Genomic DNA, 25,604 nt, shown 5'->3' on the forward strand with positions numbered 1-25,604 from the left:
TTGCGGGGGTGGGAGACGGCGAGGGGGCGCCCGGCGGTGTGCCGGACGCCCCCTGCGGAGTGCTCGTCAGAAGCAGTTCGTCATGACGAAGCTCTGGATCTGCGACGCGCGCTCGTTCAGCTCGAGCTGGTCCACGCCGCTCTCGGTCATGAACTGGACCTGGGCCTCGAAGTTGTTCGTCGCCGGGTCGATGCTGCGGAAGTACTCGATCGAGTCTCGCGTGTACTGCATGTTGAACGCCCAGGCGTCCGCGAGCTCGGCCGGCGGAACCATGGTCTCCATGGTCTCGAGCACGTTGCTCATGTGCTCGACGTACTCGCCCGCGGTCGCGGCCATGATGGCCTCACCGTTCTCCATGGCGACCGAGTTGTTGGCCTCGCAGAACGCTGGGGTCAACGGGTCGTCGGAGACCGTCGGCGCGTCCGAGGGCGCGTCCGGGGAGGCTTCCACGGACGGGGACGGCTCGGTCGACGGCGTCGGCGAGGCCTCGGGTGTCGTCGGCTCGGCCGACGGCGTCGGCGTCGCCGTGCGCGTGGTGGCCGCGGTGGGCTCGTCGTCGTCGCCGAACACGCCCGACAGCGCGAGCGCCCCGAACACCACGCCCAGCAGCACGATCACGGCGACGGGGATGATCCACACCAGGTTGTTCTTCTTGGGCTTCGACTCGTCGCCCCACTGCTGGTACGTCGCGTACTGCGCGGGCGGGACCGAGCCAGGGCCGCCGGGCTGCGCGCCAGGCTGGGCACCGCCGTGCGCCGGCGGGACGGCGGGCATCGCCGCGGTGGCCGGCCCGGCCGCTGCGCCGGCGCCGTCCTCGACCCAGAACTGCCAGCCCTCGGGCGCGGGCGGCCAGGTCGGGTCGGGCTGCCATCCCTCAGGCGGGACCCAGCCCTCGGGCGGGACCGGCCAACCAGGAGCCGGGTTGAATCGTGCGGCCATGCGTCATCCCCTTGTTCGTGTGCCCGCCGCCCGAGGCGGTCGAGCGTCGCTGCTGGTGTGCGCGAACCCCTCGCGCACGCGGGTCAACCTACCGGTTCACTCGGTGGGCGACGCCGACTCCTCGGTGCAGTTCTCGTCGACGAACGTCGACACGCGCTCCGTCGCAGCGGTGAACTCGGGGTCCTCGAGGGCCGCGAACGCGGTCTCCGAGGCCTTGAGGGTCGCCTCCTCGTCGCTCAGGTCCACGCCGTCGAACGCCCCCACGTACTCGGAGAAGCCGTCGAGGGTGACCTTCCAGTCGTCCTTGATCTCGTCGGGCGCCTCGACCTTCTTCGCGTCGTCGATGACGGCCCGCGTGGCCTCCATGACGGCGTCGGGGTCGGAGCCGGCGTCGACGTCGGGGCCCTCGCCCAGCGCCGAGCCCTCCTCGCAGAACTTCTCGATGCTCGCGTCGCTCGAGCACGAGGCGAGGCCGCCGACGAGGACGGTCGACAGGACGATGGACGTGAAGACGCGCCGCGGGCGCTGGGTTCGGTTGATCACGCTGGCATCCTCCCGCAACCGGGCGAATCGCGCGACCGGCATCCACAGCCGGTCGCGCGAGGGCCTCGCCGCGCCTGCGACGCGGAGCGACTCACACGAGGCCGACCTCGTGCTCCAGGCGTGCCTCGTGGTCGACGCGCGCGGCCCGCAGCCGCGAGTGGATCACGGCGCCGAACGCGATGGCCGCCGCCGCGAGCGCGATGCCGATCCGCAGCACGTGGTTCGCGTCCTCGGGCACGCTCATCGCGACGACCGCGGGGGCGATGAGCACGGCCACGAGGTTCATCACCTTGATCAGCGGGTTGATCGCGGGGCCGGCCGTGTCCTTGAACGGGTCCCCCACGGTGTCCCCGATGACCACGGCCTCGTGGGCCGCCGATCCCTTGCCGCCGTACGCCCCGTCCTCGACGATCTTCTTCGCGTTGTCCCACGCCCCGCCGGCGTTGGCGAGGAACACGGCCATGAGGACCCCGGTGCCGATCGCGCCGGCGAGGAACCCGGCCAGGGGGCCGACGCCGAGCCCGAACCCGACGGCGATCGGCGCGAAGGCCGCGAGGAGCCCGGGGGTGGCGAGCTCGCGCAGCGAGTCCTTGGTGCAGATGTCCACCACGCGGCCGTACTCGGGCCGGACCTCGCCGGTCATGATGCCCGGGTGCTCGCGGAACTGGCGCCGGACCTCGAACACGATCGCCCCGGCGGCGCGCGTCACGGCGTCGATCGCCAGCCCGGAGAACAGGAAGACGGTCGCGCCGCCGAGGATGATCCCGACGAGGGTCACGGGCGAGATCACCTGGAAGCTCAGCAACGCGTCGACGATCCCGCCGGTGCCGGCCGTGCCCGCGGAGACCAGCGCAGTTCCCACAGCGTCGGCATAGGACCCGAACAGCGCGGTGGCCGCCAGGACGGCGGTCGCGATCGCGATGCCCTTGGTGATGGCCTTGGTGGTGTTGCCCACCGCGTCGAGCTCGGTGAGGATCTGCGCACCCTCGGCATCCACGTCGCCGCTCATCTCCGCGATGCCCTGGGCGTTGTCGCTCACGGGCCCGAACGTGTCCATCGCGACGATCACGCCCACGGTGGTCAGCAGCCCGCAGCCCGCGAGCGCCACGAGGAACAGCGACAGCCAGACGGACCCGCCGGCGAGGAGGAACGCGCCGCAGATCGCGGCCGCGATGATCCCGGCCGTGTACACGGCGGACTCGAAGCCGACACCGATGCCCGACAGCACCACGGTGGCCGCCCCCGTCTGGGAGGTCCGCGCCACGTGCAGGGTGGGCTTCGACGTCGTGCCCGTGAAGTAGCCCGTGACCGCGAGGATCACGCCGGCCAGGACGACACCGATCACGACCGCGCCGCTCGTCACCAGGCGCGGGTCGCCGGCGGCGTCGCGCAGCTCGGCGCTGACACCCTCGATGTCCGCGAAGCTGCTGGGCAGGTAGAGGAACGCGGCCGCGGCGGCGAGCAGGGCACCGACGAGCGCGGAGATGTAGAAGCCGCGGTAGATCGCGGTCAGACCGCTCTCGCCCGCGCGCACCTTGGTGATGGCCACGCCGAGCACCGCGACGAGCGCGCCGATCGCCGTGACGATCAGCGGGAAGATCAACCCCTGCTCGCCGAACACCGCCTTGCCGAGGATGAGCGCGGCGACGAGCATCACCGCGTAGGACTCGAAGAGGTCCGCGGCCATGCCGGCGCAGTCACCGACGTTGTCGCCGACGTTGTCCGCGATGGTCGCGGCGTTGCGGGGGTCGTCCTCCGGGATGCCCTGCTCGACCTTCCCCACGAGGTCCGCCCCGACGTCGGCGGCCTTGGTGAAGATCCCGCCGCCCACGCGCATGAACATCGCCAGCAGCGCTGCGCCGAACCCGAAGCCCTCGAGCACCGCGGGCGCCTCGGCCCGGTAGACGAGGACGACGAGGGTCGCGCCGAGCAGGCCGAGCCCGACGACGCTCATGCCGACGACGCCGCCGGTGCGGAAGGCGATGCGCGCACCCTCGGTGCGGCGCGCGTCCACGGGGCCGGCGGCCTGGGCCGCTGCCGCGACGCGGAGGTTGGCGCGCACGGCGAGCCACATGCCGAGGTAGCCGATGGCTGCGGAGAACGCGGCGCCGAACACGAACGCCACGGACCGCCCGATCCGCACGCCACCGTCGCCGGGCAGCAGGAAGAGGAGGGCGAAGACGATGACGACGAACAGGGCGAGCGTGCGGAACTGGCGGTTGAGGTACGCCGAGGCACCCTCCTGGATCGCCTGCGCGATCCCCTGCATGGACGCGGTGCCGTCGCCCGCGGCGAGCACCTGGCGCCGCAGCACCACGGCCACCCCCAGGGCGGCCAGCGCGAGGACGGCGATGACCCCGACGATCACGAGACTGGTGGTTCCGAGCTCCTGCATACGTCCTCCTCGACGCATCGGTCCCCTGTGCGCCGGCCCCGGACGTGTGCGAGCACACGCGGCAGCGACGTGAGAGGCCCGGTCGACCCCGTCGTCGTCCGGGTTGGCCGGAAGTCTACCCATTCCTCCCCCACGCGCCAGGGGGTCACGATCCGGCCCCAACCTTTTCGCGTCCCCGTTCGTCTTGGTGGGTGACGGCAATACTGAAAGCTCAGGGGATTCGTGGACGGGGACGGGCGATGACTGGATGGGAACAGGTGCTGGACGACCTGGTCCGCACACGCAGACGGGCGCTCACCGCGTACGCGTACCTGCTGTGCCAGGACCTGCGGGAGGCCGAGGACCTGGTGCAGGACGCGCTGGTCGCCGTGTTCTCGCGGGGTCGGCGCCTGGAGAACGTCATGGCCGGTGAGTCGTACGTGCGCAAGGCGATCCTGAACACGTACCTCGACGGGTTCCGACGTCGGAACCGCTGGGCGGCCGTGCGCCACCTGGTGGCCACCGCGCCGGAGCAGCCCGTGTCGGACGTGGCCACGACCGACCATGTCGCCGCACGGGTCGACGCCCAGCGTGCCCTGTCGATCCTGGCCCCGCGGGAGCGGGCGTGCGTGATCCTGCGGTTCTACGACGATCTGACCATCCCGCAGATCGCGGAGCACCTGTCCCTGAGCACAGGAACCGTCAAGCGCTACCTGCACGACGCCGTGAGCCGCCTCGAGGCGGTCCTCGGCCCCCTGCCGGCAGCGCACCTCGAAGACCTTGATGTGCTCATGACCGGAGGTTCGCGATGACTCAGCACCACGGGGGTTCACGCCCCGACGACCTGCCCGAGATCCTGCGGGCCATCGCCGACGACGCTGCGGCGTCGCGGCTGGCGGGCTCCGCGCCCGACGACGAGTTCCTGATCGGTGTCCGGCGCCGTGCGACGGCCGTGCGCCGACGCCGCAACGCCCGCCAGGGCATGGTCGCGGCGGTCTGCGTGGCGGCTGTCGGCGTCGGCGGTGTGGTCATCGCGCAGAACGTCGGGACCGGCGGAGGTGCGATCGCCCCGGCGACGACCTCCGTCGCGACGGCGGAGCCCACCTCTGGCGCATTCCCGCTCTGTGGCGCGGCCGTCCCCGGCGACTGGGCGGCCGGCGACGTGCGGCTCGTCAGCCAGGCCCACCTCGACGAGGACGGGATGATGCTCTCGGCATCGCGGCCCGGGGACGCACCGTTCGCCACGGACGTCACCCTGTCGGAGCTGATCCCGCTCATGGTGCTCAACGACGGCGAGGAGACGGTCACGGTCGGCTCGACCGGTTACGCGACCGTGGTGCTAGTCAAGGACGGCGTGGTGGTCGCCGGTCCGGGCATGACGCCCGAGCCGTACACCGAGCCGACAGTCGAGCCCGGCGGGGCCGTCCCCGTGACGGCGACGCTGCCGGACCCGTGCGACGGCGAGCCGATCGCGGACGGTCAGTACGAGGCCTACGCGATCCTCGACGCGCAGGTCGGCGCGACCGGCGGCGAGCCGGCAGCGACCCAGGTCGTCGGCGGGCCGTGGCTCCTCGAGGTCGGCGCCTCCGAGACCCCGGGCAGCATGATGGCGCTGCAGTGCGACGACGAGGTGTCCGAGGTCCCGCGCTGGGTCGACCCCATCCACCTGGACGTGACCCTGCCGCAGGGGCCGGCCGTGGCTGGTGACTCCCGGGCGCTGCGCGTCGACCTGTTCAACGCCACGGACTCCCCGGCGAACTTCGCGATCGACGGGATCGAGACGTACCTGGTGCGTGGCGGCAAGGTCGTGGCCTCGACCGAGGTCGCGGTGATGCCCTACGTCGTCGAGATCCCTGGTGGCCAGGCCTACGGCGACGGTCACTTCCCGGGACTGCCGTCTGCGGACTGCGCGGGCGACCCGGTCGCCCCGGGTGACTACTCGCTGTACATCATCACGGAGTTCGCGGACCCGGCGACCACGTTGATCGCCGGGACGCAGACCCAGGCGATCAGCGGGCCGCACGAGATCACGATCGCCGGCGACGCGTCAGGCGAGGGCGTGAGCAACGCGGCGCTGCCGGAGCTCGACCCGGATGCCGAGTTCCCGATGTGCGGGGCGGCCGTGCCAGACGAGGCCGAGGACACCTTCGGGATCGAGACGGTCCTCGAGATCCCCGGGGTCAAGGTCGCTGATCCCACCAAGCCGGACTGGATCACGGCGGCCGGGATGGTGACGAACACGACCCGCGACACCCTGCTGGGGAACAGCTCGACGTCGGTCCCCGCGGTGCTCGTCCAGGACGGGCGCGTCGTGAGCATCGAGCCCTACGTCGAGGCCGACGCGAAGGACTTCTCGGTCGCGCCAAGGGAGAGCTTCGAGCTGGAGGTCACGGCCACGACCGTGCACTGCGGCCGGTCGGCAATCGAGGCGCTCCCCCCCGGAACCTACGAGGTGTGGGGCTACCTGGACACCTACGTCAAGGAGCGGCAGAACGCCAGCGGCTCCGCGACCTCCGTGAACGAGAAGCACCACGCCGTTGCGCGACTCGGCGAGGTGACCATCAACCACTGACAGGTCCCGGGGGTACCGGCCACGGCCGGTGGGACCTGTCAGGAGCAGGGGGCAGCAGGGGGCGCTGCAGGGGGTAGCAGGGGGCAACCGCAGGGGGCTGCGGGGGCACGAACGGCGGTGGTGCGCAAGCACCACCGCCGTTCGTCGTCCGGCGCCCGACGATTCTGCGCGGATCGACAGCTCCATTGTCGATCCGCGCAGAATCGCGCGGCGCGTCGGGCGGGGCGCGCTCAGCCCAGGCGCGCCTCGACGGCGGCGAGCAGCACGCAGGTGGCCACGCCGTCCATGGAGGTCGCGACGTCGTCGAGCGACGGGAAGCTGGGGGCGAGCCGGATGTTCGTGTCCTGCGGGTCCTTCCCGTACGGGAAGGCCGAGCCGGCGCCCGTCAGGGCGATGCCGGCGTCCTTGGCCAGCTCCACCACGCGCCGCGCGGTCCCGGGCACGACGTCGAGGCTGACGAAGTAACCGCCCTCGGGACGCGTCCAGGTCGCGACGTCGCGGCCACCGAGCCGAGACTCGAGGATCTCCAGGACCCGGGCGAACTTGGGCGCGAGGATCTCGCGGTGCTGGGCCATGTGGGCGCGGACGCCGTCGGCGTCGCCGAAGAACCGGACGTGGCGCAGCTGGTTGACCTTGTCCGGCCCGATGCTCTTCTTGGCGTAGTGCTTGGAGTACCAGGCGAGGTTCTCGGCCGAGGCGCCGAAGAAGCTCACCCCGGCGCCCGCGAAGGTGATCTTCGACGTCGAGGCGACCGTGAGCACGCGGTTGGGGTTGCCGGCCTCGGCCGCCATGCCGAGGACGTCGAGCGCGGGCGCACACTCCTCCACGAGCGTGTGCACGGCGTAGGCGTTGTCCCAGATGATCCGGAAGTCGGGCGCGGCGGTCGGCATGGAGACCAGCGCGCGCGTGACCTCCTCGCTGTACACCGCGCCGGTGGGGTTGGCGTACGTCGGGACCGTCCAGATGCCCTTGATCGTCGGGTCCGCGGCGACGAGCTCGCGGACTACGTCCATGTCCGGGCCGTCGTCGTGCAGCGGGACCGGGATCATCTCGATGCCGTAGGACTCGGTGATCGCGAAGTGGCGGTCGTACCCCGGGACCGGCGCGAGGAACTTGATGGTCTCCTCGCGCACCCACGGCCGCGCGGAGTCCGGCGTCCCGTGCAGCAGCGCGAACACGATCAGGTCGTGCATGATCTCGAGGCTCGCGTTGTTCCCCGCGATCAAGTTTTCCGCCGGGATGCTCAAGAGCTCTGAGAAGATCGCACGAATCTCGGGCAGCCCCTGGGTGCCGCCGTAGTTGCGGGTGTCCGTGCCGGACGCGTCGCGGACGTCGTCGCCGCCCGGGAGGGACAGCAGCGCGTTGGCGAGGTCGAGCTGCTCCGGGGCGGGCTTGCCGCGCGTGAGGTCGAGCTTCAGGCCGCGGGCCTGGAGGTCGGCGTAGGCGGCGCGCAGGCGCTCGTGCTCGGCGGCGAGCTCGTCGGCGCTCAGGGCGGAGATCGGGCGCGGGGCTGACTGGTCAGGCATGAGGAGACCTCTCGTCGACGGCTACGTCGCTGCCGAGCCTACTGGTGGTGAGGCAGGGTGTCCGAGCCCGTCCATCGCCGACCGACGCCGCTCGTCAGCGACCCGGCAGGAACCATCCGAGCGCGAACAGCACCACCGACCAGAACGGGATGATCGCGACGCTCCAGCGCTGCCACCGGTCCCACCCCGTCGGCTCCGGCTCGGGCGCGCTGCGGGGGTCGACGACAGGATCGGCGTCGGCGTCCCGGCGCCTGATCTCGAGGAAGCAGCCGACGGCGAGCAGCAGGACGCCGCCGCCCAGAGCGACCACGGCGGGCACCGACGTGAAGGGGCCGGCGAGACCGGCCATCGCGCTCGGCATCACCACAGCCGCGCCGGGCAGCACGACGGCGACGATGACGGCGCTGAAGCCGAGGAAGCCGAGCACGGGGCGCTCGATGAACAACCGCAGGATCGCTTCCGCCCACACCGCGAGCGCCGTCAGGGCCAGGGCGAGCACGAGCGCACCGACGGCCTGGCCTCCCGTGACCGCGACTGCCTCACCTTGGCGCAGCGGCCCGGCCGAGGCGCTCACCGCGAACATCCCCGCAAGCTGCACCCCGACCGGGACGAGCACCGGGACCATGCCACGCCACCCGGTGTCGGGCATACGTGGCAGGTCGAGGCTGCGGGCGTACTCGACGGGGTCACCGAACGTCTCGCGCGCGCCCTCGCCGCTGTCGGCGCAGTGGCTGTCGACCTCGGCGAGCGCGTCGCCGATCACGGTGCCGTGGACGTCGAGGAGCCGGAGCTCGAGGACGAACGCGTCGGCCCAGTCCTCCTCGACGTGGGGTGCGTGGGCGGCGGTGCCACGGCGTGTGGGGTCGGTGGTCATGCTTCCTCCACGGGGGTGTGCGCCAGCAGGCCGGCGGTGGTCTCGGTGAACGTGGTCCAGCGCTCGCTGCGCTCCCGCAGCTGCGCGCGCCCGGCCTCGGTGAGCTCGTAGTACTTGCGTCCGGGCCCGCCGTCGCCCGCGCGCCACTCGACGACGACGTCGCCGCTCGCCTCGAGCCGAGCCAGCAGCGGGTACAGGGTCCCGCCCTTGACGACGCCCAGTCCGTGCTCGACCAGGCGCGCCGAGATGGCGTAGCCGTACGTGGCGCCGTCGGCCAGCACGCGCAGGACGCACAGGTCGAGAACGCCACGCAGCCACTCGCTGGGCCACGGTGCTGGGTCGCTGGTCATGACTAGACAGTATGCCTATCTAGTCAGCCTGTCTACCTACCGGACAGGTCGTCGCACCGGTCACAACCGCAGAAAGCCCGCCACCATCGCCACCACGGCACCGATCCACGGGCGGAACGCCTCCGCGAGCGGCCGCTCGACCTGGACGAGGGCGGTGCCGACCCCGAGCGCCACCAGCCCGGTCCCTGCGGACCACCCCGCCGCGAACGAGACCGCGGGAAGACCGAACAGCTCCTGCGCCCCGTAGCCGAAGCCGAGGGCAGCCGAGACGAGGGCGGTGGCGATCACGCCGCTCCACCGGGGCCGCTCGCGCATGAACCGGTTCGCACGGCGCACCACCGGCAAGCCCGCGCTCGCGGTGCCGATCATGAGCACCGCGGCGATCACCACCCACGCTGGCACCGAGGACACCCCACCCCCGGCCATGGCTGAGCCCACCGCAAGGAACAGCGTCATGCCGCACAGGTGCAGCACGACGCCGGCGATCTCGTACGGCCCGAGGTCGCGGTCATCGTCGACGTGCGCGCCGTGAGCATGTGCGTCCTCTTCCTCGGCGACGACGGCCCCGGAATCGTGGTCGGCCGGCCTGGCCATGTGGCCGTCGTCGCGGCGGAGGACGATTCGGCCAGTGAACTTGTCGCTCTCGGGATGCATGCGCAGGACGCTACGGACGCGCTGCACCCCACGGCCAGGAGCGCTCCGAAACCTGTGGACGACGGCGAGCCCGCCCCCGCACCCATCCACAGAGCACACTCCCGGCCGGGCAACCCGGACGAAAGTGTGCTCTGTGCGGTGAAGTGAGTCGCGCCGGTCAGGCGAGGGCCTGTTCGCGGCGGTAGGTCGTCAGGCGCTCCGCGAACTCCTCGCTCGCGCCCTCGGTCCGCACCGACTGCACGACGTAGTCCCGGACCCCCGCCTCGGTGAGCTGCGCGCGCAGGGCCAGGACGTCGCCGTCGTCCAGGATCGTCGGGTCGAGGGTCGTGCGCACCTGCAGCGGAACGCCCGAATCGAGCACGATCCGCAGCGACTCGAACGCCGGTTTCGCACTGTTCGCGACGCCTGTGACGGCCGCGAACTTCGCCTCGGGCGCCTTGATGTCGAGACCCACCCAGTCGACGAGCGGCAGCACCTCGGCCAGGCGCCGCGGGTAGGCGCCCCCCGTGTGCAGGGCGACGCCGTACCCGAGCTCGCGGACCTCGCGCATCGCGGCCGCGAGCCCCGCCTGCCGCGTGGGCTCGCCGCCGGAGAACACGACGCCGTCGAGCAGCCCGCGCCGCCGTTCCAGCACGGCGCGGACCTCCGCCCAGCTCATCTCCCCTGGCGCGCGAGGATCGATGATCGACACGTTGTGGCAGTACCCGCACTGCCACGGGCAACCCTGCAGGAACACGGTCGCCACGAGATGGCCGGGCCAGTCGCACGACGAGAACGGCTCGAGACCGGCGACCGTGAGCGTGTCCGCCCCGGCCGCGAGGCTCATGCCGTCTGCAGGCGGCGCTGCGTCTGCTTCTCCGTGAAGAACTGCCGCTCGGCGTGCTCGCCCTTCTTGCCGATGTTGAACGAGCTCACGGGGCGGTGGTAGCCCATGACGCGGGTCCACACCTCGCACACCTGCGGCTCGGCGTCGGGCCGGGCCTCGGCGCAGCGGGGGCACGTGGGGTGCTCGCCGGCCAGGTAGCCGTGGCGCGGGCAGATCGAGAACGTCGGCGTCACGGTGATGTACGGGAGGCGGAAGTTGCTCAGCGACCGGCGCACGAGCTCGCGGCAGGCCTCGGCGGAGCTCATCTTCTCGCTCATGTACAGGTGCAGCACGGTCCCGCCGGTGTACTTGCCCTGCAGCTCCTCCTGGCGCTCGAGCGCCTCGAAGGGGTCGGCGGTGAAGCCCACGGGCAGCTGCGAGGAGTTCGTGTAGTACGGGTTGTCGTCCGTGCCGGCCTGGATGATGTCGGCGTAGCGGGCGCGGTCCTCCTTGGCGAACCGGTACGTCGTGCCCTCGGCCGGCGTGGCCTCGAGGTTGTACAGGTGCCCGGTCTCCTCTTGGAACTCGACCATGCGGGCGCGCACGTGGTCGAGCACCCGCACGGCCATCGCGTGGCCCTCCTCGGAGGTGATGTCGTGCTCGGCGTGGTCGCACGTCGCGTCGCACGGGTCCGCGGTGAAGTTGCGGATCATCTCGTTGAGGCCGTTGACGCCGATCGTCGAGAAGTGGTTGTCGAGGTTGCCCAGGTAGCGGCGCGTGTAGGGGAACAGGCCCTCGTCGATGTAGTGCTGGACGACCTCGCGCTTGATCTCGAGCGACTGCTTGGCCAGCTCCATGAGCTCGTCGAGGCGGCCGAGCAAAGCGGCCTCGTCGCCGCGGTACAGGTAGCCCAGGCGCGCGCAGTTCACAGTGACGACACCGATCGAGCCGGTCTGCTCCGCGGAGCCGAACAGGCCGTTGCCGCGCTTGAGCAGCTCGCGCAGGTCCAGCTGCAGGCGGCAGCACATCGAGCGCACCATGCCGGGCTCGAGCTCGGAGTTCAGGAAGTTCTGGAAGTACGGCAGCCCGTACTTCGCGGTCATCTCGAACAGACGCATGGCGTTCTCGGACTCCCACGGGAAGTCCTCGGTGATGTTGTAGGTCGGGATCGGGAACGTGAAGACCCGCCCCGAGGCGTCGCCCTCCGTCATGACCTCGATGTACGCGCGGTTGATCATGTCCATCTCGACCTGAAGGTCGCCGTACGTGAAGTCCATCGGGGTGTCATCGATGAGCGGGACGTCGCCGGCGATGTCGTCGGGGCACGTCCAGTCGAACGTGAGGTTGGTGAACGGCGTCTGCGTGCCCCAGCGCGAGGGGACGTTGAGGTTGTAGATGAGCTCCTGGATGCACTGCTTGACGTCCGTGTAGCTCATCGCGTCCTTGCGGACGAACGGTGCCATGTAGGTGTCGAACGAGCTGAAGGCCTGCGCGCCGGCCCACTCGTTCTGCATGGTGCCGAGGAAGTTGACGACCTGCCCGACGGCGGAGCCGAGGTGCTTGGGCGGGTTGGACTCGACCTTGCCCGGGACGCCGTTGAAGCCCTGCGTCAGGAGCATGCGCAGCGACCAGCCGGCGCAGTAGCCGCCGAAGACGTCGAGGTCGTGGATGTGCATGTCGCCCGAGCGGTGGGCCTCTCCCACGGCGGCCGGGTAGATCTCCGACAGCCAGTAGTTGGCGGTGACTTTGCCGGCCGTGTTGAGGATCAGACCCCCGAGCGAGTAGCCCTGGTTGGCGTTGGCGTTGACGCGCCAGTCGGTGCGGTCGAGATACTCGCGCATCGTCGATCCCACGTCCACCAGGTTCTTGCCGTGGTTCTGCGTCCCGTCGGTCATCTGCTCGATCTCCCCAACATCTAGTGGTCAAACTACAAAGGTGTCACTAGATGTAGATCCTTCTCCGCGGGGCGCCTCTCTGGGGAGGACCTTGGTCCCGGCACGGCGACGATCCGTGCGCGCGGCGTCGGCGCGCCCCTGCCGCTCGGCCCTCGCCAACCAGCGCTGGCGAGTCTCGGCCGAGGCGAATCGCACTCGTGCCAGACGCGTCGTCCCGATCGTCCGCACCCCGCAGTAGCCGAGCGTCGCGCGGGTGAGCGACCTCGTGGCGGTCCGGCGCAAATACAGCGAGTCCCACCACGCGGGGCTGTCCATGGTCATGATCAGGCGAGCGGTGCGGCCCGTGAGCAGCTTGTCCCACAGCGGCGTGCCCGCGCGGTAGGCGAACGCGGACCGGGCGAGGATCACGCGGTCGATCCAGCCCTTGAGCAGCGCCGGGTAGGTGCCCCACCACTGGGGGAAGACGAGGACGATGTGGTCGGCGGCATGGACCGCAGCGATCATCTGCTCGACCTCCGGCTCCCGGGCGGGCTCCTGGTCCGGGCCGAGCCACTTCTGCAGGCTGGGCTCGCGCGAGGCGAGGTCGAAGCCGACGTCGCCGAGGCGCAGCACGGTGACGTCGGCACCTGCGTCTCGAGCTCCGTCGGCATAGGCGTCTGCGAGGGCGCCGCACAGGCTTTCGCTGCGCGGGTGACCGAGGACGACCAGGATCGAGGGACGCGGAGACGAGCTCATGATGCGGCCTCCTTGGCGAGGACGGTCTCGAGCATCGCCTGCACGTCGGCGTGCGTGCGCTCGAGGTCGAGGTCGGGGCGGCCGACGAACATCTGGGCGAACTCGGCCTCGAGCAGGTCGCCTGCCTCGCGGGCGAGGCGCAGCCCTTCGTCGGTGAGCGTGAGGACGACGCGGCGCGCGTTCGCCGGGTCCGCCGCGGTCCGGATGAGCCCCCGCGCCTCGAGGCCGGGCACCCGTTTGCTGACGGCGGCCTTCGTCACGCCGAGGCATTCGGCAAGACCCGTGATGTCGATGGGCTGCCCCTCCTCGAGCACGGCGAGGAAGGTGAACTGGCTGATCGTGATGCCCCATCGCGCGGTGAGGATCGCGTCGGCGTACGCGTTGAGGGCGGTGGCGAGGTGGTTGATCGAGTAGGTCAGGCGAGAGCTCATGGGTTGAGTCAACCCGTTGACACCTAGGTTGTCAACGGGTTGACCAAACGCGAGCAGGGGCCAGCGGGCGGCTGCGGACCCCTCGACCTCAGGCCCGCACGGCCGCCGGCAGTCCCAGCGTGCGACGCAGGTCCGCGCGGTACTCCCCGCGCAGGGCGCCAATCTCGCGCAGCACCGGCAGGGCGCCGTCGACGAGCCCGGTCACGTCCGCGAGCAGCGAGCTGGGCGTGATCGCGAAGCCGTCCGCCGCGCCCGCGTCGACCCAGGTGCGGATGAGATGGGCGAGGTCGACGGGCGTGCCGACGTGCGTGATCGAGTGCGCGTGCTTGGCGACGACGGGCTCACCCTCGAAGTCGTCGAGCAGGCTCAGGCGCGCCTCCGCGCTCGCCCGGTCAGGCCCGGTCACGGCGTAGAGGTCCACGAGCACGACGACGTCGTCGCCCGCCCGCCCGGCAGCCTCGGCCGCGGCGCGCACCCGACGACGGGTGTCGGCCGCTGTGGCGATGTCCTTCGCGGCGACCCGGACGACGTCGGCGTAGGTGGCGGCTTCCTCGGCCTCCTCGGCGGTGCGGGTGCGCACAACGATCGTCACGCCGGTCGCGCCGCGCACGGCGGCGGCGATCGCGGGGGCGACGGGGCGCGTCTGCCAGGCGGCACGGTCCCCGGAGGTGCGCGCGATGGTCTCGAGCGCGGTGATCACGTGGTCGACCTCGGTCGTGGCCGTCGAGATCGTGGCCGCCAGGCCGACGCCCTGGGTCACCTTGGCCAGGCGGGAGGCGACGACGGCGGCGTCGAGTCGGCCGCGGACGTCCCCGACCGTCTGGTGCTGGAGGCGGAAGTCGTCGTCGAAGGCGACCAGGTCGATGCCGCCGCGCACCGCCGAGCGCACGACGTCGACGAGCCGCTCGGAGTCGAGCTCGGTGGCGAGGCCGCGCGCGCCGCCGGGACGGGTGGGCGACCGCCGAGCACCGGAGGCGCTGAGGTCGAGGGCGATGCGGACGGGCGCACCCGTGTGGACCGGGGTGGGCACGGCGGACTCCGGGGTCGTCAGGGCGGCGAGCAGCTCGCGGGCGACCTGGGCGTCGTCGGCGTCGGAGCGCGCCGTGCGGCTGCGGGACGGGCGAGGTGCGGTGCTGCGGGCGCCAGCGGTGCGGGCGGCACGGGTTCGGGTGGCGTGGGCGGCAGGGCTGAGGGGGGCGTCGATCGACATGCGGGTGTGCTCGCTCTCGGGGGTGGGCGCGCTCGGGCGCCGTCACGTGGGGGTGAGCCGGGACCGGGACCTGGGCGGACGTCGTCGGACGCGGTCCCCCGGTGCGGGAGACCTGTGCACAGGTGCGCGTCAGTGCGCGGGCGCCGGGTGGCGCCGTGGTGCCGGAAGGACGGTCAGAGCCGTCGAGGGGCGCGTGGAGCGCCGCGAAGAGTCAGGTGAGGAGGAGGCTCAGAGCTGACAGCCGGACGTGAGGCCGGCGGACATACAGCACATCGCAGGAGCGGGCATGCACATCGCCGCGCGAGGGATGAACGCGTTGGTGCGTGTCCTCGTGGCGTGCAGCATGGGGCGCTCCTTGATCGTTGACGTGCCGCGACCGTAAGCGCCCGCGCGGGAAGGTGTCAACGATTCGCACCATGCGTCCGAATCCCGGACACGCGTGGACGGGTGGGAGGATGGGCGGCGTGCCTGGGCCTGAGGATCTGCTCGACGTGCTGCTGGCCGGGGGCCGGCGGGCGGAGAGCCTCACGCACCTGCGGCACCTGCCCGCGCGCGCGGGGACGACCGCGCCGTGGCCCGAGTGGGCCGACCCCGACCTCGTCGCTGGCTACACCGCGCTCGGCGTCACGCGCCCCTGGCAGCACCAGGTGGAGGCCGCCGACGCCGCATGGTGCGGCTCGCACGTCGCCCTCGGCACGAGCACGGGGTCCGGCAAGTCGATGGCGTTCTGGCTTCCCGCGCTCACGGCCGTGCGCGCCGAGCAGCGCGACCACGGCCGGATCGAGAACGTCCGACGCCGCCCGAGCGTCCTGTACCTGTGCCCCACCAAGGCGCTCGCGGCCGACCAGTCCGCCGCGCTGACCCGCCTGCTCGACGCAGCGGGCACCCGGGACGTCCGGGTCGCCACGTGCGACGGAGACACTCCCTTCGCGGAGCGCGTGTGGGTCCAGGACCACGCCGACGTCGTGCTGACCAACCCCGACTTCCTGCACTTCTCGCTGCTGAGCAACCACGGCCGGTGGGTCCGGTTCCTGCGGTCGCTGCGCTACGTCGTCGTCGACGAGGGGCACGCGTTCCGCGGGGTGTTCGGGGCGCACGTCGCCCTGGTGCTGCGACGGCTGCGGCGCCTGGCCGCGTACTACGGCGCGCCGGATCCGGTGTTCGTCGTCGCGTCGGCGACCACGGCCGAGCCGGATGTCAGCGCCGCCCGCCTGATCGGCGTCGCCCCGGGCAAGGTGCGCGCCGTCGTCGGCGACACCTCCCCGGCCGGGCGCAAGACGTTCGCGCTCTGGGAGCCCCCGGTCCTGCCCGACGTCGACGGGATGGACGGGTTCGTGGCCGCCGCGCCCGGCCGGGACGCCGACGAGTGGTGGGTCGAGACCCCGCCCGACGAGGTGGTCGAGCGTCCCCGCCGCAGCGCGACCGCCGAGGCCGCGGACCTGCTCGCCGACCTCACGGCCGCCGGGGCGCGGACCCTCGCGTTCACGCGGTCCAGGCGAGGGGCGGAGTCCGTCGCCCTGCACGCCGGCCGCGTCCTGTCCGCCAACACCCCGGCGCTGGCGAACGCCGTAGCGGCCTACCGCGGCGGGTATCTCCCCGAGGAGCGCCGGGCGCTCGAGCAGGCCATCCGCACCGGTGCGCTGCGGGCGCTCGCGACGACGAACGCGCTCGAGCTCGGCGTCGACATCTCCGGGCTCGACGCGGTGCTGATCGTCGGGTGGCCGGGCACGCGCATGTCGATCTGGCAGCAGGCCGGGCGTGCCGGGCGCGCGGGCGCCGACGGCCTCGTCGCGCTCATCGCCCGCGAGGACCCCCTCGACACCTATCTCGTGCACCACCCCGAGGCCGTGTTCGACGCCCCGCTCGAGGCGACGGTCTTCGACCCAGGCAACCCGTACGTCCTCGCGCCGCACCTCTGCGCGGCCGCCGCCGAGGTGCCGATCCGGCCCGACGAGGTCACGAGCTTCGGCCCGCGCGCCGCGGAGGTCCTCGACGTGCTCGTCGCCAAGGGCGCGCTGCGGCGTCGGCCGGCGGGCTGGTTCTGGACCCATCCGGGCAACGCCGCGGGCATGACTGACCTGCGCGGCTCCGGCGGCGAGCCGGTGCGCGTGGTCGAGGGCGCGACCGGCCGCCTGCTCGGGACGGTCGACGCGGGCGGGGCCGACGGCGCCGTGCACCCCGGGGCGGTGTACGTGCACCAGGGTGCGAGCTTCGTCGTGGACGAGCTCGACCTCGCCGACCACGTCGCGCTCGTGCACCGCAAGGACGTCGACTACGGCACGTGGTCGCACGACGTCACGTCGATCGCCGTGCAGCACGTCGCCCAGGAGCGCACGTGGGGAGCCGACGACGGCGTCCCCACGCCGGACGGTCGCGGCCAGGTGGGGTGGGGGCTGGGTGAGGTCGACGTGACCACGCAGGTCGTCAGCTATCAGAAGCGACGGCTGCCGGGCATGGAGGTGCTGGGTTCGTTCGAGCTCGACCTGCCCGAGCGCTCGTTGACCACGACGGCCGTGTGGTGGACCGCCGACGCTGCGCTGCTCGAGGCTGCGGGCGTCACCGGCGACCTCGCGCCGGGCGCCCTGCACGCGGCCGAGCACGCCGCGATCGGCCTGCTCCCGCTGCTCGCGACGTGCGACCGCTGGGACCTCGGCGGGGTCTCGACGGCGCTGCACATCGACACGGGCGCGGCGACGGTGTTCGTCTACGACGCCTACCCGGGCGGCGCGGGCTTTGCTGAGCGCGGCTACGAGCTGGCCGAGACATGGCTGCGGGCGACCCGGGACGCGATCGCCTCCTGCCCGTGCGCGGCCGGCTGCCCGGCGTGCGTCCAGTCCCCCAAGTGCGGCACCCAGAACTCCCCCCTCGAGAAGGACGCCGCGGTGCGGTTGCTCGATGCCGTGCTCGCGCTCGCGCCGGCTGGCGAGGGCGCTGTTCACCCGTCCTCCCGCAGCCAGGACGGGCCTGCGCGCGCCTGAGCGGTCGCCCGGCCGAGCATCGGCACGTCGCGGCTGACCTCGACCTGCACCGCACCCGTGCCCTCGGTGTCGCAGCGGACGATCTCCGCACCGTTGCTCGTGGCGACGTCCCGCGCCGTCGCGCACGCGTCGCCGCCGCGTGCCAGCGCGGTCGCGGCCGCGAGCGCCGCGAGGTCGGCCGCGGACTCCGCACCGACCCGCGCGACGTGCGCGCGGGCGACCAGGCCGAGCCCGAGCGCCAGGGCGAGCGCGACCGCGATCACGGCCAGCACGAGCACCGAGCCAGAGCCGCGATCGCCAGCGCGAGACACCCCATCCCTCACGGCTCTACCCGCGCCACCGCCGTGGCCCTCGCCCGCAGGCCCGCCGCCGGGGTCCAGCTCGCTCCCAGCGGACGCCGCACGGTCACGCGCACCCACTCCCCGTCGCGCACGACAGCGACGCTCGCCCCCTCCCCCGCGACCGCACGTGCCTGCGCGGCTGCCTCGGCGTCGTCGTACCCCGCTGTGACCGCCCGCGCCGCGACGCGCGCCCCGTCCGTCGCGCGCAGCTGCGCGATCCCCGCCGCCCCGACCGAGAGCACCACCAGCAGGACGAGGACGACTGCGGGGAGCGCGAGCGCGATCTCGGCGGTCACAGCCCCGCGGTCTCCCCGCAGCCGTCTCATCACCCGCCGCCTCAGCCGAGCGAGAGCGCGCTCTTGATGATGGACAGCAGCATGCCGCGCACCTCGCTGCTCTTCATGATCGCCACCAGCAGCCCCGCGAAACCGCACGCGGCGACGGTCGCGATCGCGTACTCGGCGGTGGCGAGGCCGGCGTCGCCGCGGACCCGGACGGCAGCGGCTCGCGCTCCGGCCCAGGCGTGCAGCCGGGCACAGGCGCCGCGGGCTCCCGGGGCGCCCTGGAGCTCCGGCACGCCCGGCCTCGCAGACCGCGCTCGTTCGGACCGGATCAGTCGTGTCGTCATGGTCGGCTCCTTCGTGTCGCACCCTCGGACGAGGGCTGGTGCGCACACGCTGCCGCCATCGGGCCACGCCATGGCGCCGGCCCGCCCGGATCGGTGGACGACCGTTCAGCGCGCGAAGATGTGGACGACGCTGCGTCGTCGGCGATGATCGAGTCGACCTCACCCACGTGCCCCTGCCACCTCGGAGACCTCCCCGCCGTGTACTCGCTCCTCCTGGCGATCATCTACGTCGCCTTCGTCAGCCTCGGGCTCCCCGACGCCCTCGTCGGCGCCGGATGGCCGGTCATGCACCAGGACCTCGGCGTCCCCGTCGCCTTCGCCGGGATCGTGACGATGATCATCGCCAGCGGCACGATCGCCTCGAGCCTCGCGTCCGAGCGGATCACCCGCCGGTTCGGCGTCGGCACCGTCACCGCGGTCAGCGTCGCGCTGACCGCGATCGCGATGGTGGGCTTCTCGTTCTCCGGCTCCTTCTGGATGCTGTGCCTGTGGGCCATCCCTTATGGCCTCGGCGCCGGCGCAGTCGACGCGGCCCTGAACAACTACGTCGCCCTGCACTACGCAGCCCGGCACATGAACTGGCTGCACAGCTTCTGGGGCGTCGGTGCGTCGATCAGCCCGTTCATCATGAGCTACGCCCTGACCGCCGACCTCGGGTGGACGAGCGCCTATCGCGTCGTCGGGCTGATCCAGGTCGTGCTCACGTTCGTCCTGCTCGTCAGCGTGCCGCTGTGGGGCAAGGTCAACCCCGTCAGGCGAGCGGCGCAGGACGCCGACGACGCGGCCGACGACGCTGAGGGCTCGCCGTCAGGACAGGGCAGCACGCACGTCCCGATCGCCCGCGCGCTGCGGATCCCCGGCGTCGAGCTCGTCCTCGGGGCCTTCTTCGCCTACTGCGCGCTCGAGACCACCTCGTTCCTGTGGGCCTCGACGTTCTTGGTCACCGAGCGCGGGGTCGACCCGGCCACGGCAGCAGCGTTCGCCTCGCTGTTTCTGCTGGGCATGACCGGCGGACGCTTCCTCGCCGGGTTCTTCGCCGACCGCGTCGGCGACCGCCGGCTGATCCGCGGCGGCTTCGTCGCCGTCGCGGTCGGCGCCGTCATGCTCGTGCTCCCGCTGGAGACCGACGTGCTGGCCCTCGCCGGGCTCGTGATCGCCGGGCTGGGCGCCGCGCCCATCTACCCCGCGATCATCCACTCCACGCCCGCGAACTTCGGGCGCCAGAACTCGCAGGCGATCATCGGCATCCAGATGGCCGCGGCCTACACGGGCTCGACCCTCGCGCCGCCGCTGTTCGGGGTGCTCGCGACCTGGGCCGGGATGTGGCTCTTCCCGCTGTTCGTCGGCGCGCTCGCCGGGCTCGGCCTCCTGCTGTCCGAGCGCCTCAACCGTCGTGTCCCCCCGCGAGCGACCGTGGTGGGCCTGGCGGCCGCTCAGGAGTAGTCGGCCCACACCTTCCGCCGGGCGCCGTCGACCGTGACCGTCCCGCCGTAGGGCAGGATCCACTGCGGCCGAGTGTGCCCGAACGGCACGCCCACCACCATGACGGCGTCGGGGTTGTACCGCTGCACCATGTCGATCGCGGCGTCGCACTGCTCAGCGCGCTTGGCCGCGCGCTCGGCGGCCGTGCGGCTCACCTCGAAGCTCGTCGTGGGCGGTCGGGCGACGACGACGGCGTCGACCGCGGCCAGCACGCCACGCTCCCCGAGGGACCGGATGATGCGACCCAGCTCCAGAGCGGGGATCAGCTCCTCAGACGTCTCGAGGAGCAGCACGCCGCCCTCGACGACGGCGGGGTCCGTGGCGAAACGCCCGGCGGTGAGGATCCACTGGACGACCTCCGCGCACCCGCCCCAGGTCCGGCCGGTGACGGCGCGGGACGGCCCCGCCCACGTCCACGGCTCGGTCGCCTCGCGCTCACCGTGCTCGGTGAGGGCGGCGGGGTCCTTCCAGTCCTTGCCGAAGTCCTCCGACTCGCCGGGCTCGGTGATCTCGAGCCGCTCACCGGTGAGCAGCGCCGCGCGCAGGGACCGCAGGTGCACGTCGTCCACCTCAGGTCCGGCGCCCAGGTGCACCTGGGTGGACCCGCCGTAGAAGCCGGAGACCCCCTGGTTCCAGAGCCACGCCAGCAGGTTGGTGTTGTCGCTGTAGCCGAGGAACGGCTTGGGGTCGGCGCGCACGAGCGCGGGGTCGAGGTGCCCGATCACCGTGATCTGGTCGTCCCCGCCGACGGTCGCGAGCACCGCGCGGATCTCCGGGTCGGCGAAGGCCGCGTTGAGGTCCGCGGCGCGGTCCGCCGCAGACGCCCCGAGCCGCCTCGTCGTCGGGAACTCGACGGGGACCAGCCCGGTGAGGTCGGCCAGGCGGCGCATCGCCTGCTCGTGGAGCGCCGGCGCGAAGCCCGGAGCGGCGAAAGACGGGGACAGGACAGCGACCTTGTCGCCGGGCGCGGCCTTGGGCGGGGACGTGAGCTCGTGAACCATCTGCCGATCCAACAGCATGGCTCGCCGCGCGTCGAGACCTACTCGTCCTCTGCGGGGCGCGCCTCGTGGCCGGGACGCCCGTGGGTGCGGTTGCGCTCCTTGAGCTGCGCCTCGTACACGTGCCGCCGGCCCTCCATGAGCTCCTCGCGCACCGTGCGCTCCATGGTGCGGAACGGCTCCCAGTAGTGGTCGTCGTAGTCCTCGACGATCTGGAACGTCCACCGCCGCTGCAGCACGTTGCGCCCGAACAGGTCCTCGCGCAGCCGCCCCGCGAGCTCGCCGTGCCCGGCATCCTCGAGGGCGTCGATCGCGTCGCGCAGGTCGTTGTCAGCGCGGCCCGTCATCCGGTGGAAGCCGTAGAGCATCCCACGGGCCTGTTCGACGACCTCGAGCGCGGCAGTGAGCTGCCCGACCGCCTCGACGGTCGCGTCGTCGACGCCGTCGGGGACCTGGTGGGCGACGTCCGGTCCGTCGAGGGAGCGCCGGGATCTGCGTGCCTGTGCCATGACATCGATACAACGACGCCACGCGCGGCCCAGCAACCGGAACCGCTCACCCGAGCAGCCCGACGCCGAGCGACAGCAGCACCGGGACGAGCCCGACCAGCACGAACGCGGGCAGCAGGCACAGCCCGAGCGGCAGCACGAGCTGGACGCCGAGCCGCTGCGCAGCGACCTTGGCCCGTGCGGCAGCGCCGCGCCGCAGCCGGGACCCCGCCGAAGCGAGCGCACCCGACGGCGCCGCGCCCGACGTCCAGGCGTCCCGGAGCGCGTCCGCGACGACGCGGCCACGCACGCCCTCCCAGGCCGCCTCCCAGGTGGCGCCGAGGACCAGCGCACCACCGACCCGCTCGAGCGTGGGATCCCCGACGGCGCGGCCGACGACCTGCAGCGCCCGGGGGAGCGCAGCACCGGCCTGGGTCGCGGCCCCGAGCAGCGCGAGCACGACGACGACCGGCACCTCCGGGGCGACGCTGACCCGCCCGCCCGGGCGCTGCCGCTCGCCCTGAGGCTTTCGCGGGTCCGCGCGTCTGCGCGCCACGAGCCCGCGCGCCCCCCCGCCGACGCCCCACGCGACGAGGCCGACGACGATCCCGCTCGCCCACGCCACCCCCTCACCGCCCACGGCCGTCCCGCTCCCCCGCCGCCCGCGCGACCAGCCGACGCGTCCACGCCCGCCCGGCGACCATGAGCACCAGCCCGGCGACCAGGCTCGTCGCCCCGAGCCCGCCGCCCACGACCACGCCCGGCAGGTCCACGCCGAGCAGCGTGCCGACGACGAGGCCCCCGACCGGCAACCACCCGAGCAGCCGAGCCGTCGCCCGGGGCCCGGCGAGGGCCCCCTCCCGGGCTGCGCGCTCCTCCTCGGCGACGACGACGGCGCTCCCCACGGCGTCGAGCACCGGCGCCAGCGACGCCCCCACCTCGGCGGCGACCGCGCAGGCCGCGACGACCCCGGCGGCCTGCCGGCGCAGTCCGGCGTCGTGCCCTCGGCGTCGGCGCGACGTTCCCGCGACGGCGTCGACGAGCGCGTCCGCATCGGGTACCCCGCGATGGTCAGCAGGGACTCGCACCGCGGTCCACCAGGCCTGCGCCGGCGCGGTCCCGGAGCGCAGCAGCGCCGCCACGGCCGTCGTGACCGTCTCGAGGGTGCGCTCGCCGTCGTCGGACTGCGGCCGGGCTCGACGCAACGGTGCCAAGAGCCCCCCGCGCCCCGTTCGCTCCACGAGCACACTCGTGCGCCCCAGGGCCGCTCCGGAACCAACCAGGACCGCGAGCCCGACGAGCACCCCGACCCCGGCGCTCACCGGCCGATCCCGATGCGCCCGGCCAGCTCGCCCCACCGGGTAGTGACGGTCGGCTCAGCCCCGGGACGCCACTGCAGCGCCGGCTCGACCCGTAGGCCGCCGTCAGGGCCGCGGTCGACGACCGCCACGTCGCTCACGAACCGCCGACCGGCGACCCGTCGCAGGTGCAGCACGGCGTCCAGGGCGCTGGCGGCCTGCGTGGCCATCGAGGCCGAGGTCATGCCCGCCAGGCCCGCGAGAGCGTCGAGGCGGGCGGGCACGTCGGCGGGCGCGTTCGCGTGCAGGGTCGCCCAGCCGCCGTCGTGCCCGGTGTTGAGCGCCATGAGCATCTCGCGGACCTCCGCCCCGCGGCACTCGCCCAGCACGATCCGGTCCGGTCGCATCCGTAGGGACGTCCGCACCAGGTCCGCGAGCTCCACGCGCCCGGCCCCCTCGACGTTCGCCCGGCGGGCCGCGAGGCTCACGACGTGCGGGTGCGTAGGGGCGAGCTCGCGCGCCTCCTCGATGCACACCACTCGCTCCCCGGCGGGGACGAGGCCGAGCATCGCGCCGAGCAGCGTCGTCTTGCCCGTCCCGGTGGCGCCGGTGACCAGGACGTTGGCGCGCGCCGCGACGAGCGCACGCAGCACGGGATCCCAGGACGGCGGCACGCCCCCGCCGGCCCGCAGATCCTCCAGGCGCAGTGTCCCCGTGCGCAGCACTCGCAGCGAGATCAGCGCCCCGCGCTCGCAGACGGGCGGCACGACCGCGTGCAGCCGCGTGCCGTCGGGCAGCCGCGCGTCGACCATGGGGCTAGCGTCGTCCAGGCGCTGGCCTCCGGCGGCGGCCAGGCGGACGGCGAGCTCGCGCACCTGCGCGTCGGTCCCGAGGTCGACGTCGGCCCGGACCAGACCGCCACCTCGGTCCACCCAGACGTCGCGCGGCCCGTTGACCAGCACGTCCGTCGTCGCCGGGTCGTCGAGCAGCCCCTGCAGGGGCCCCGCGCCGAAGAGCTCGGCGCTCGCGGCGCGCACCGCCCGGTCGAGGGCGAGACCCCCGAGCACGACGCCGCGGGAGTGCAGCACGGCGCGCACGTGCTCCGCGAGCGCCACGTCGGGGGCGAGGCCGACGCGGCGGCGCACGTCCGGCAGCAGACCTGCCAGCTCATCGACCACCGCGCACCTGCTCCCCCAGGACCTTCGCGGCGCGGTCGAGCCGTCGCCCGCAGGGCCCCGCGCCGTGCGTCACGGCCCCGGGCAGCGTCCGGTCCGGGCGCAGCTCGTGGGCGACCGGCAGCCCCAACGCCCGGCCGACCGTCCCGGCGTCGAGCGCTCCCCCCGTGCGCACCACGAGCCTCGGGACGCGCCCCGGCCCCAGGCGCCCAAGGAGTGCGCTCGCACCCGCCACCGCGGGCACGTCCCCCGTGGCGAGGAGCACGACGTCGTCACACCGGGCCGCCACGTCCGTCCAGTCGCGCAGTCGCGCTAGGTCCAGGACGACGTCGGCGTGGTCGGCGAGCGACGCGACGACGTCCCGGACCACCTCGCCCTCGGGCGCGGCCGGGCGCCGCCGGTCCGCGCTCAGCACGCGCACCTGACCCCAGAGCGGGAGCAGCTCGAGGACCTCGGCTCCCGGCACGATGCCTCGGGCCAGTCGCAGGTCGGGCCACCGCGGCCCCGGCACATCCTCGACGCCCAGCAGGACGTCCAGACCTCCGCCGCCCGCGTCGAGGTCGACCAGTGCGACCGGCCCGCGTCGCGCCCCCGCCCGGGCGAGGCCCGCGGCGAGCACACTCGTCCCCACGCCGCCGCGCGCCCCGCACACCCCGATCACCCGTCCCACGACCCACCTCCGCAGGCGAGCCTGGCCCGCTCGCTCCTCGGGCAGGGGCACGACCACCGGTCCTGTGGACGGAGCGGCCCGCCGAGGGTGCTGTGGAGGACGCCGGACTAGCGCGCGAGATCGAGCGCGCGCGCCCCGCGCAGGCGGTCGACGAGCTCCGGTGCACCGCGCACCGTGGTCGCCGCAGCATCGGGATCGGAGTACGTCTCCCACCGGGCGCCGCGGATGAGGGTGGGCCACTCCAGGTCGTCGGAGAAGCCGGTAAGCACGACGCCGAGCGCGCGCGCCAGCGCCGGACCGTCAGCCTCGACCTCGGTCACCGCGAGCTGGAACCCCCACACGACCTCGCTCCGCGGCGCGAGCGCCGCGTCGATCTGCCACCCGTCCGCGCGCCACGGCGCCGTCAGCCGACATGCCGCGTTCGTCTGCTTCCCGCACCAGAACCCGACCTCGACGCGCTGGACGTCAGGCAGCAGCAGCGCGAGCAGCGCACGCCCCTGGTCAGGGTCGAGCTGCCCGACGTCGCCGCCGGGCGGTCGGTGCTCGATGCGCAGCAACGCCTCCATGACCCGATGCTGCCAGAGCCGTCTCCCGCCCGACGGCATAGGCTCGCTCTTGTGACCGAGCCGACCAGCGAC

At 73.1% G+C, this 25,604-nt stretch carries 26 protein-coding genes; 4 read left to right on the plus strand and 22 right to left on the minus strand.

Features of this window, described 5'->3' with window-relative positions:
* Positions 1 to 66 precede the first annotated feature (66 nt).
* The 3 genes from BMZ30_RS10150 to BMZ30_RS10160 all read right to left on the minus strand — a co-directional run bounded on the left by BMZ30_RS10150 (position 67) and on the right by BMZ30_RS10160 (position 3,877).
* Positions 67 to 939: a hypothetical protein gene (locus BMZ30_RS10150; RefSeq protein ID WP_093378178.1), complete on the minus strand. Its 873-nt coding sequence runs from the start codon at positions 937 to 939 to the stop codon at positions 67 to 69.
* 96 nt (positions 940 to 1,035) lie between these two features.
* Positions 1,036 to 1,482, minus strand: coding sequence for a hypothetical protein (locus BMZ30_RS10155; protein ID WP_093378181.1), 447 nt, complete (start codon positions 1,480 to 1,482; stop codon positions 1,036 to 1,038).
* Between the two features lie 91 nt (positions 1,483 to 1,573).
* Positions 1,574 to 3,877 (minus strand): sodium-translocating pyrophosphatase, encoded by a 2,304-nt coding sequence (locus BMZ30_RS10160; RefSeq protein WP_093378184.1) that lies wholly within the window; start codon positions 3,875 to 3,877, stop codon positions 1,574 to 1,576.
* A gap of 239 nt (positions 3,878 to 4,116) precedes the next feature.
* Between BMZ30_RS10160 and BMZ30_RS10165 the strand changes: the two genes are divergently transcribed.
* The gene (locus BMZ30_RS10165; RefSeq protein ID WP_093378186.1) at positions 4,117 to 4,668 is read left to right on the plus strand and encodes an RNA polymerase sigma factor; all 552 of its coding nucleotides are present in this window, start codon (positions 4,117 to 4,119) and stop codon (positions 4,666 to 4,668) included.
* Entirely contained in the window at positions 4,665 to 6,428 is a 1,764-nt protein-coding gene (locus tag BMZ30_RS10170) for a hypothetical protein (protein ID WP_093378189.1), read from the plus strand. The genes BMZ30_RS10165 and BMZ30_RS10170 overlap by 4 nt, the downstream gene beginning before the upstream one ends.
* Positions 6,429 to 6,658: 230 nt before the next feature.
* On the opposite strand, the gene BMZ30_RS10175 is transcribed toward BMZ30_RS10170, so the two are convergent.
* The 9 genes from BMZ30_RS10175 to BMZ30_RS13775 form a co-directional block, all read right to left on the minus strand.
* Positions 6,659 to 7,954, minus strand: a complete 1,296-nt coding sequence (locus BMZ30_RS10175; RefSeq protein WP_093378191.1) for an aspartate aminotransferase type Ic — start codon at positions 7,952 to 7,954, stop codon at positions 6,659 to 6,661.
* 94 nt (positions 7,955 to 8,048) lie between these two features.
* A complete protein-coding gene (locus tag BMZ30_RS13770) occupies positions 8,049 to 8,828 on the minus strand; it encodes a hypothetical protein (protein WP_093378194.1) in 780 nt (259 codons plus the stop codon).
* On the minus strand, positions 8,825 to 9,178 hold the full coding sequence (locus tag BMZ30_RS10185; protein ID WP_093378196.1) for a PadR family transcriptional regulator: 354 nt from the start codon (positions 9,176 to 9,178) through the stop codon (positions 8,825 to 8,827). The genes BMZ30_RS13770 and BMZ30_RS10185 overlap by 4 nt, the downstream gene beginning before the upstream one ends.
* Before the next feature lie 60 nt (positions 9,179 to 9,238).
* Positions 9,239 to 9,832: a hypothetical protein gene (locus BMZ30_RS10190; RefSeq protein WP_143073177.1), complete on the minus strand. Its 594-nt coding sequence runs from the start codon at positions 9,830 to 9,832 to the stop codon at positions 9,239 to 9,241.
* A gap of 157 nt (positions 9,833 to 9,989) precedes the next feature.
* Entirely contained in the window at positions 9,990 to 10,658 is a 669-nt protein-coding gene (locus BMZ30_RS10195; RefSeq protein ID WP_093378201.1) for an anaerobic ribonucleoside-triphosphate reductase activating protein, read from the minus strand.
* Positions 10,655 to 12,532 carry a ribonucleoside triphosphate reductase gene (locus BMZ30_RS10200; RefSeq protein ID WP_093378204.1) on the minus strand — a complete coding sequence of 626 codons (1,878 nt, stop codon included), beginning with the start codon at positions 12,530 to 12,532 and terminating at the stop codon, positions 10,655 to 10,657. Before BMZ30_RS10200 ends, BMZ30_RS10195 begins: the two co-directional genes overlap by 4 nt.
* Positions 12,533 to 12,559: 27 nt before the next feature.
* Positions 12,560 to 13,267: an NAD(P)H-dependent oxidoreductase gene (locus BMZ30_RS10205; protein WP_093378206.1), complete on the minus strand. Its 708-nt coding sequence runs from the start codon at positions 13,265 to 13,267 to the stop codon at positions 12,560 to 12,562.
* The gene (locus tag BMZ30_RS10210; RefSeq protein ID WP_093378209.1) at positions 13,264 to 13,698 is read right to left on the minus strand and encodes a MarR family winged helix-turn-helix transcriptional regulator; all 435 of its coding nucleotides are present in this window, start codon (positions 13,696 to 13,698) and stop codon (positions 13,264 to 13,266) included. Before BMZ30_RS10210 ends, BMZ30_RS10205 begins: the two co-directional genes overlap by 4 nt.
* A gap of 88 nt (positions 13,699 to 13,786) precedes the next feature.
* Entirely contained in the window at positions 13,787 to 14,908 is a 1,122-nt protein-coding gene (locus BMZ30_RS13775) for an LLM class oxidoreductase (RefSeq protein ID WP_093378211.1), read from the minus strand.
* A 455-nt stretch (positions 14,909 to 15,363) separates the two neighbouring features.
* Here BMZ30_RS13775 and BMZ30_RS10220 point away from each other — a divergent pair, with 455 nt between their 5' ends.
* Positions 15,364 to 17,886: a DEAD/DEAH box helicase gene (locus tag BMZ30_RS10220; RefSeq protein WP_177191346.1), complete on the plus strand. Its 2,523-nt coding sequence runs from the start codon at positions 15,364 to 15,366 to the stop codon at positions 17,884 to 17,886.
* Here BMZ30_RS10220 and BMZ30_RS10225 read toward each other — a convergent pair.
* From BMZ30_RS10225 to BMZ30_RS10235, 3 genes are read right to left on the minus strand one after another with little or no spacing between them, the layout of a single operon-like run.
* Complete coding sequence (locus tag BMZ30_RS10225) at positions 17,844 to 18,197, minus strand: Rv3654c family TadE-like protein (protein WP_219810213.1); 354 nt, start codon at positions 18,195 to 18,197, stop codon at positions 17,844 to 17,846. The genes BMZ30_RS10220 and BMZ30_RS10225 overlap by 43 nt on opposite strands.
* An 8-nt stretch (positions 18,198 to 18,205) precedes the next feature.
* Positions 18,206 to 18,523, minus strand: a complete 318-nt coding sequence (locus BMZ30_RS10230; protein ID WP_229828716.1) for a TadE family type IV pilus minor pilin — start codon at positions 18,521 to 18,523, stop codon at positions 18,206 to 18,208.
* Between the two features lie 41 nt (positions 18,524 to 18,564).
* The gene (locus BMZ30_RS10235) at positions 18,565 to 18,855 is read right to left on the minus strand and encodes a DUF4244 domain-containing protein (RefSeq protein ID WP_229828713.1); all 291 of its coding nucleotides are present in this window, start codon (positions 18,853 to 18,855) and stop codon (positions 18,565 to 18,567) included.
* Positions 18,856 to 18,999: 144 nt separating this feature from the next.
* Between BMZ30_RS10235 and BMZ30_RS10240 the strand changes: the two genes are divergently transcribed.
* On the plus strand, positions 19,000 to 20,298 hold the full coding sequence (locus BMZ30_RS10240; protein WP_093378615.1) for an MFS transporter: 1,299 nt from the start codon (positions 19,000 to 19,002) through the stop codon (positions 20,296 to 20,298).
* Here BMZ30_RS10240 and BMZ30_RS10245 read toward each other — a convergent pair.
* The 7 genes from BMZ30_RS10245 to BMZ30_RS10275 all read right to left on the minus strand — a co-directional run bounded on the left by BMZ30_RS10245 (position 20,289) and on the right by BMZ30_RS10275 (position 25,532).
* Positions 20,289 to 21,338 (minus strand): S66 family peptidase, encoded by a 1,050-nt coding sequence (locus BMZ30_RS10245; protein ID WP_093378618.1) that lies wholly within the window; start codon positions 21,336 to 21,338, stop codon positions 20,289 to 20,291. The two genes, BMZ30_RS10240 and BMZ30_RS10245, sit on opposite strands and share 10 nt — an antisense overlap.
* A 38-nt stretch (positions 21,339 to 21,376) precedes the next feature.
* Entirely contained in the window at positions 21,377 to 21,844 is a 468-nt protein-coding gene (locus tag BMZ30_RS10250; protein WP_093378224.1) for a hypothetical protein, read from the minus strand.
* 46 nt (positions 21,845 to 21,890) lie between these two features.
* Positions 21,891 to 22,448, minus strand: a complete 558-nt coding sequence (locus tag BMZ30_RS10255; RefSeq protein ID WP_229828710.1) for a type II secretion system F family protein — start codon at positions 22,446 to 22,448, stop codon at positions 21,891 to 21,893.
* Positions 22,449 to 22,452: 4 nt separating this feature from the next.
* Positions 22,453 to 23,145: a hypothetical protein gene (locus tag BMZ30_RS10260; RefSeq protein WP_093378226.1), complete on the minus strand. Its 693-nt coding sequence runs from the start codon at positions 23,143 to 23,145 to the stop codon at positions 22,453 to 22,455.
* On the minus strand, positions 23,142 to 24,299 hold the full coding sequence (locus BMZ30_RS10265) for a TadA family conjugal transfer-associated ATPase (protein ID WP_093378229.1): 1,158 nt from the start codon (positions 24,297 to 24,299) through the stop codon (positions 23,142 to 23,144). The genes BMZ30_RS10260 and BMZ30_RS10265 overlap by 4 nt, the downstream gene beginning before the upstream one ends.
* Positions 24,289 to 24,966, minus strand: coding sequence for a CpaE-like family protein (locus tag BMZ30_RS10270; protein ID WP_177191347.1), 678 nt, complete (start codon positions 24,964 to 24,966; stop codon positions 24,289 to 24,291). Before BMZ30_RS10270 ends, BMZ30_RS10265 begins: the two co-directional genes overlap by 11 nt.
* Positions 24,967 to 25,073: 107 nt before the next feature.
* On the minus strand, positions 25,074 to 25,532 hold the full coding sequence (locus tag BMZ30_RS10275) for a hypothetical protein (RefSeq protein ID WP_093378232.1): 459 nt from the start codon (positions 25,530 to 25,532) through the stop codon (positions 25,074 to 25,076).
* Positions 25,533 to 25,604: the final 72 nt, after the last annotated feature.

This window comes from Flavimobilis marinus, assembly GCF_900113055.1.
Classification (GTDB): domain Bacteria; phylum Actinomycetota; class Actinomycetes; order Actinomycetales; family Cellulomonadaceae; genus Flavimobilis; species Flavimobilis marinus.

Bases quoted from the DNA above. Each gene is read 5' to 3' on its own strand.
- BMZ30_RS10150 (WP_093378178.1), bottom strand. From the start codon at position 939: ATGGCCGCACGATTCAACCCGGCTCCTGGTTGGCCGGTCCCGCCCGAG.
- BMZ30_RS10160 (WP_093378184.1), bottom strand. From the start codon at position 3,877: ATGCAGGAGCTCGGAACCACCAGTCTCGTGATCGTCGGGGTCATCGCC.
- BMZ30_RS10165 (WP_093378186.1), top strand. From the start codon at position 4,117: ATGACTGGATGGGAACAGGTGCTGGACGACCTGGTCCGCACACGCAGA.
- BMZ30_RS10170 (WP_093378189.1), top strand. From the start codon at position 4,665: ATGACTCAGCACCACGGGGGTTCACGCCCCGACGACCTGCCCGAGATC.
- BMZ30_RS10175 (WP_093378191.1), bottom strand. From the start codon at position 7,954: ATGCCTGACCAGTCAGCCCCGCGCCCGATCTCCGCCCTGAGCGCCGAC.
- BMZ30_RS13770 (WP_093378194.1), bottom strand. From the start codon at position 8,828: ATGACCACCGACCCCACACGCCGTGGCACCGCCGCCCACGCACCCCAC.
- BMZ30_RS10185 (WP_093378196.1), bottom strand. From the start codon at position 9,178: ATGACCAGCGACCCAGCACCGTGGCCCAGCGAGTGGCTGCGTGGCGTT.
- BMZ30_RS10190 (WP_143073177.1), bottom strand. From the start codon at position 9,832: ATGCATCCCGAGAGCGACAAGTTCACTGGCCGAATCGTCCTCCGCCGC.
- BMZ30_RS10195 (WP_093378201.1), bottom strand. From the start codon at position 10,658: ATGAGCCTCGCGGCCGGGGCGGACACGCTCACGGTCGCCGGTCTCGAG.
- BMZ30_RS10200 (WP_093378204.1), bottom strand. From the start codon at position 12,532: ATGACCGACGGGACGCAGAACCACGGCAAGAACCTGGTGGACGTGGGA.
- BMZ30_RS10205 (WP_093378206.1), bottom strand. From the start codon at position 13,267: ATGAGCTCGTCTCCGCGTCCCTCGATCCTGGTCGTCCTCGGTCACCCG.
- BMZ30_RS10210 (WP_093378209.1), bottom strand. From the start codon at position 13,698: ATGAGCTCTCGCCTGACCTACTCGATCAACCACCTCGCCACCGCCCTC.
- BMZ30_RS13775 (WP_093378211.1), bottom strand. From the start codon at position 14,908: ATGTCGATCGACGCCCCCCTCAGCCCTGCCGCCCACGCCACCCGAACC.
- BMZ30_RS10220 (WP_177191346.1), top strand. From the start codon at position 15,364: ATGGGCGGCGTGCCTGGGCCTGAGGATCTGCTCGACGTGCTGCTGGCC.
- BMZ30_RS10235 (WP_229828713.1), bottom strand. From the start codon at position 18,855: ATGACGACACGACTGATCCGGTCCGAACGAGCGCGGTCTGCGAGGCCG.
- BMZ30_RS10240 (WP_093378615.1), top strand. From the start codon at position 19,000: ATGATCGAGTCGACCTCACCCACGTGCCCCTGCCACCTCGGAGACCTC.
- BMZ30_RS10245 (WP_093378618.1), bottom strand. From the start codon at position 21,338: ATGGTTCACGAGCTCACGTCCCCGCCCAAGGCCGCGCCCGGCGACAAG.
- BMZ30_RS10250 (WP_093378224.1), bottom strand. From the start codon at position 21,844: ATGGCACAGGCACGCAGATCCCGGCGCTCCCTCGACGGACCGGACGTC.
- BMZ30_RS10275 (WP_093378232.1), bottom strand. From the start codon at position 25,532: ATGGAGGCGTTGCTGCGCATCGAGCACCGACCGCCCGGCGGCGACGTC.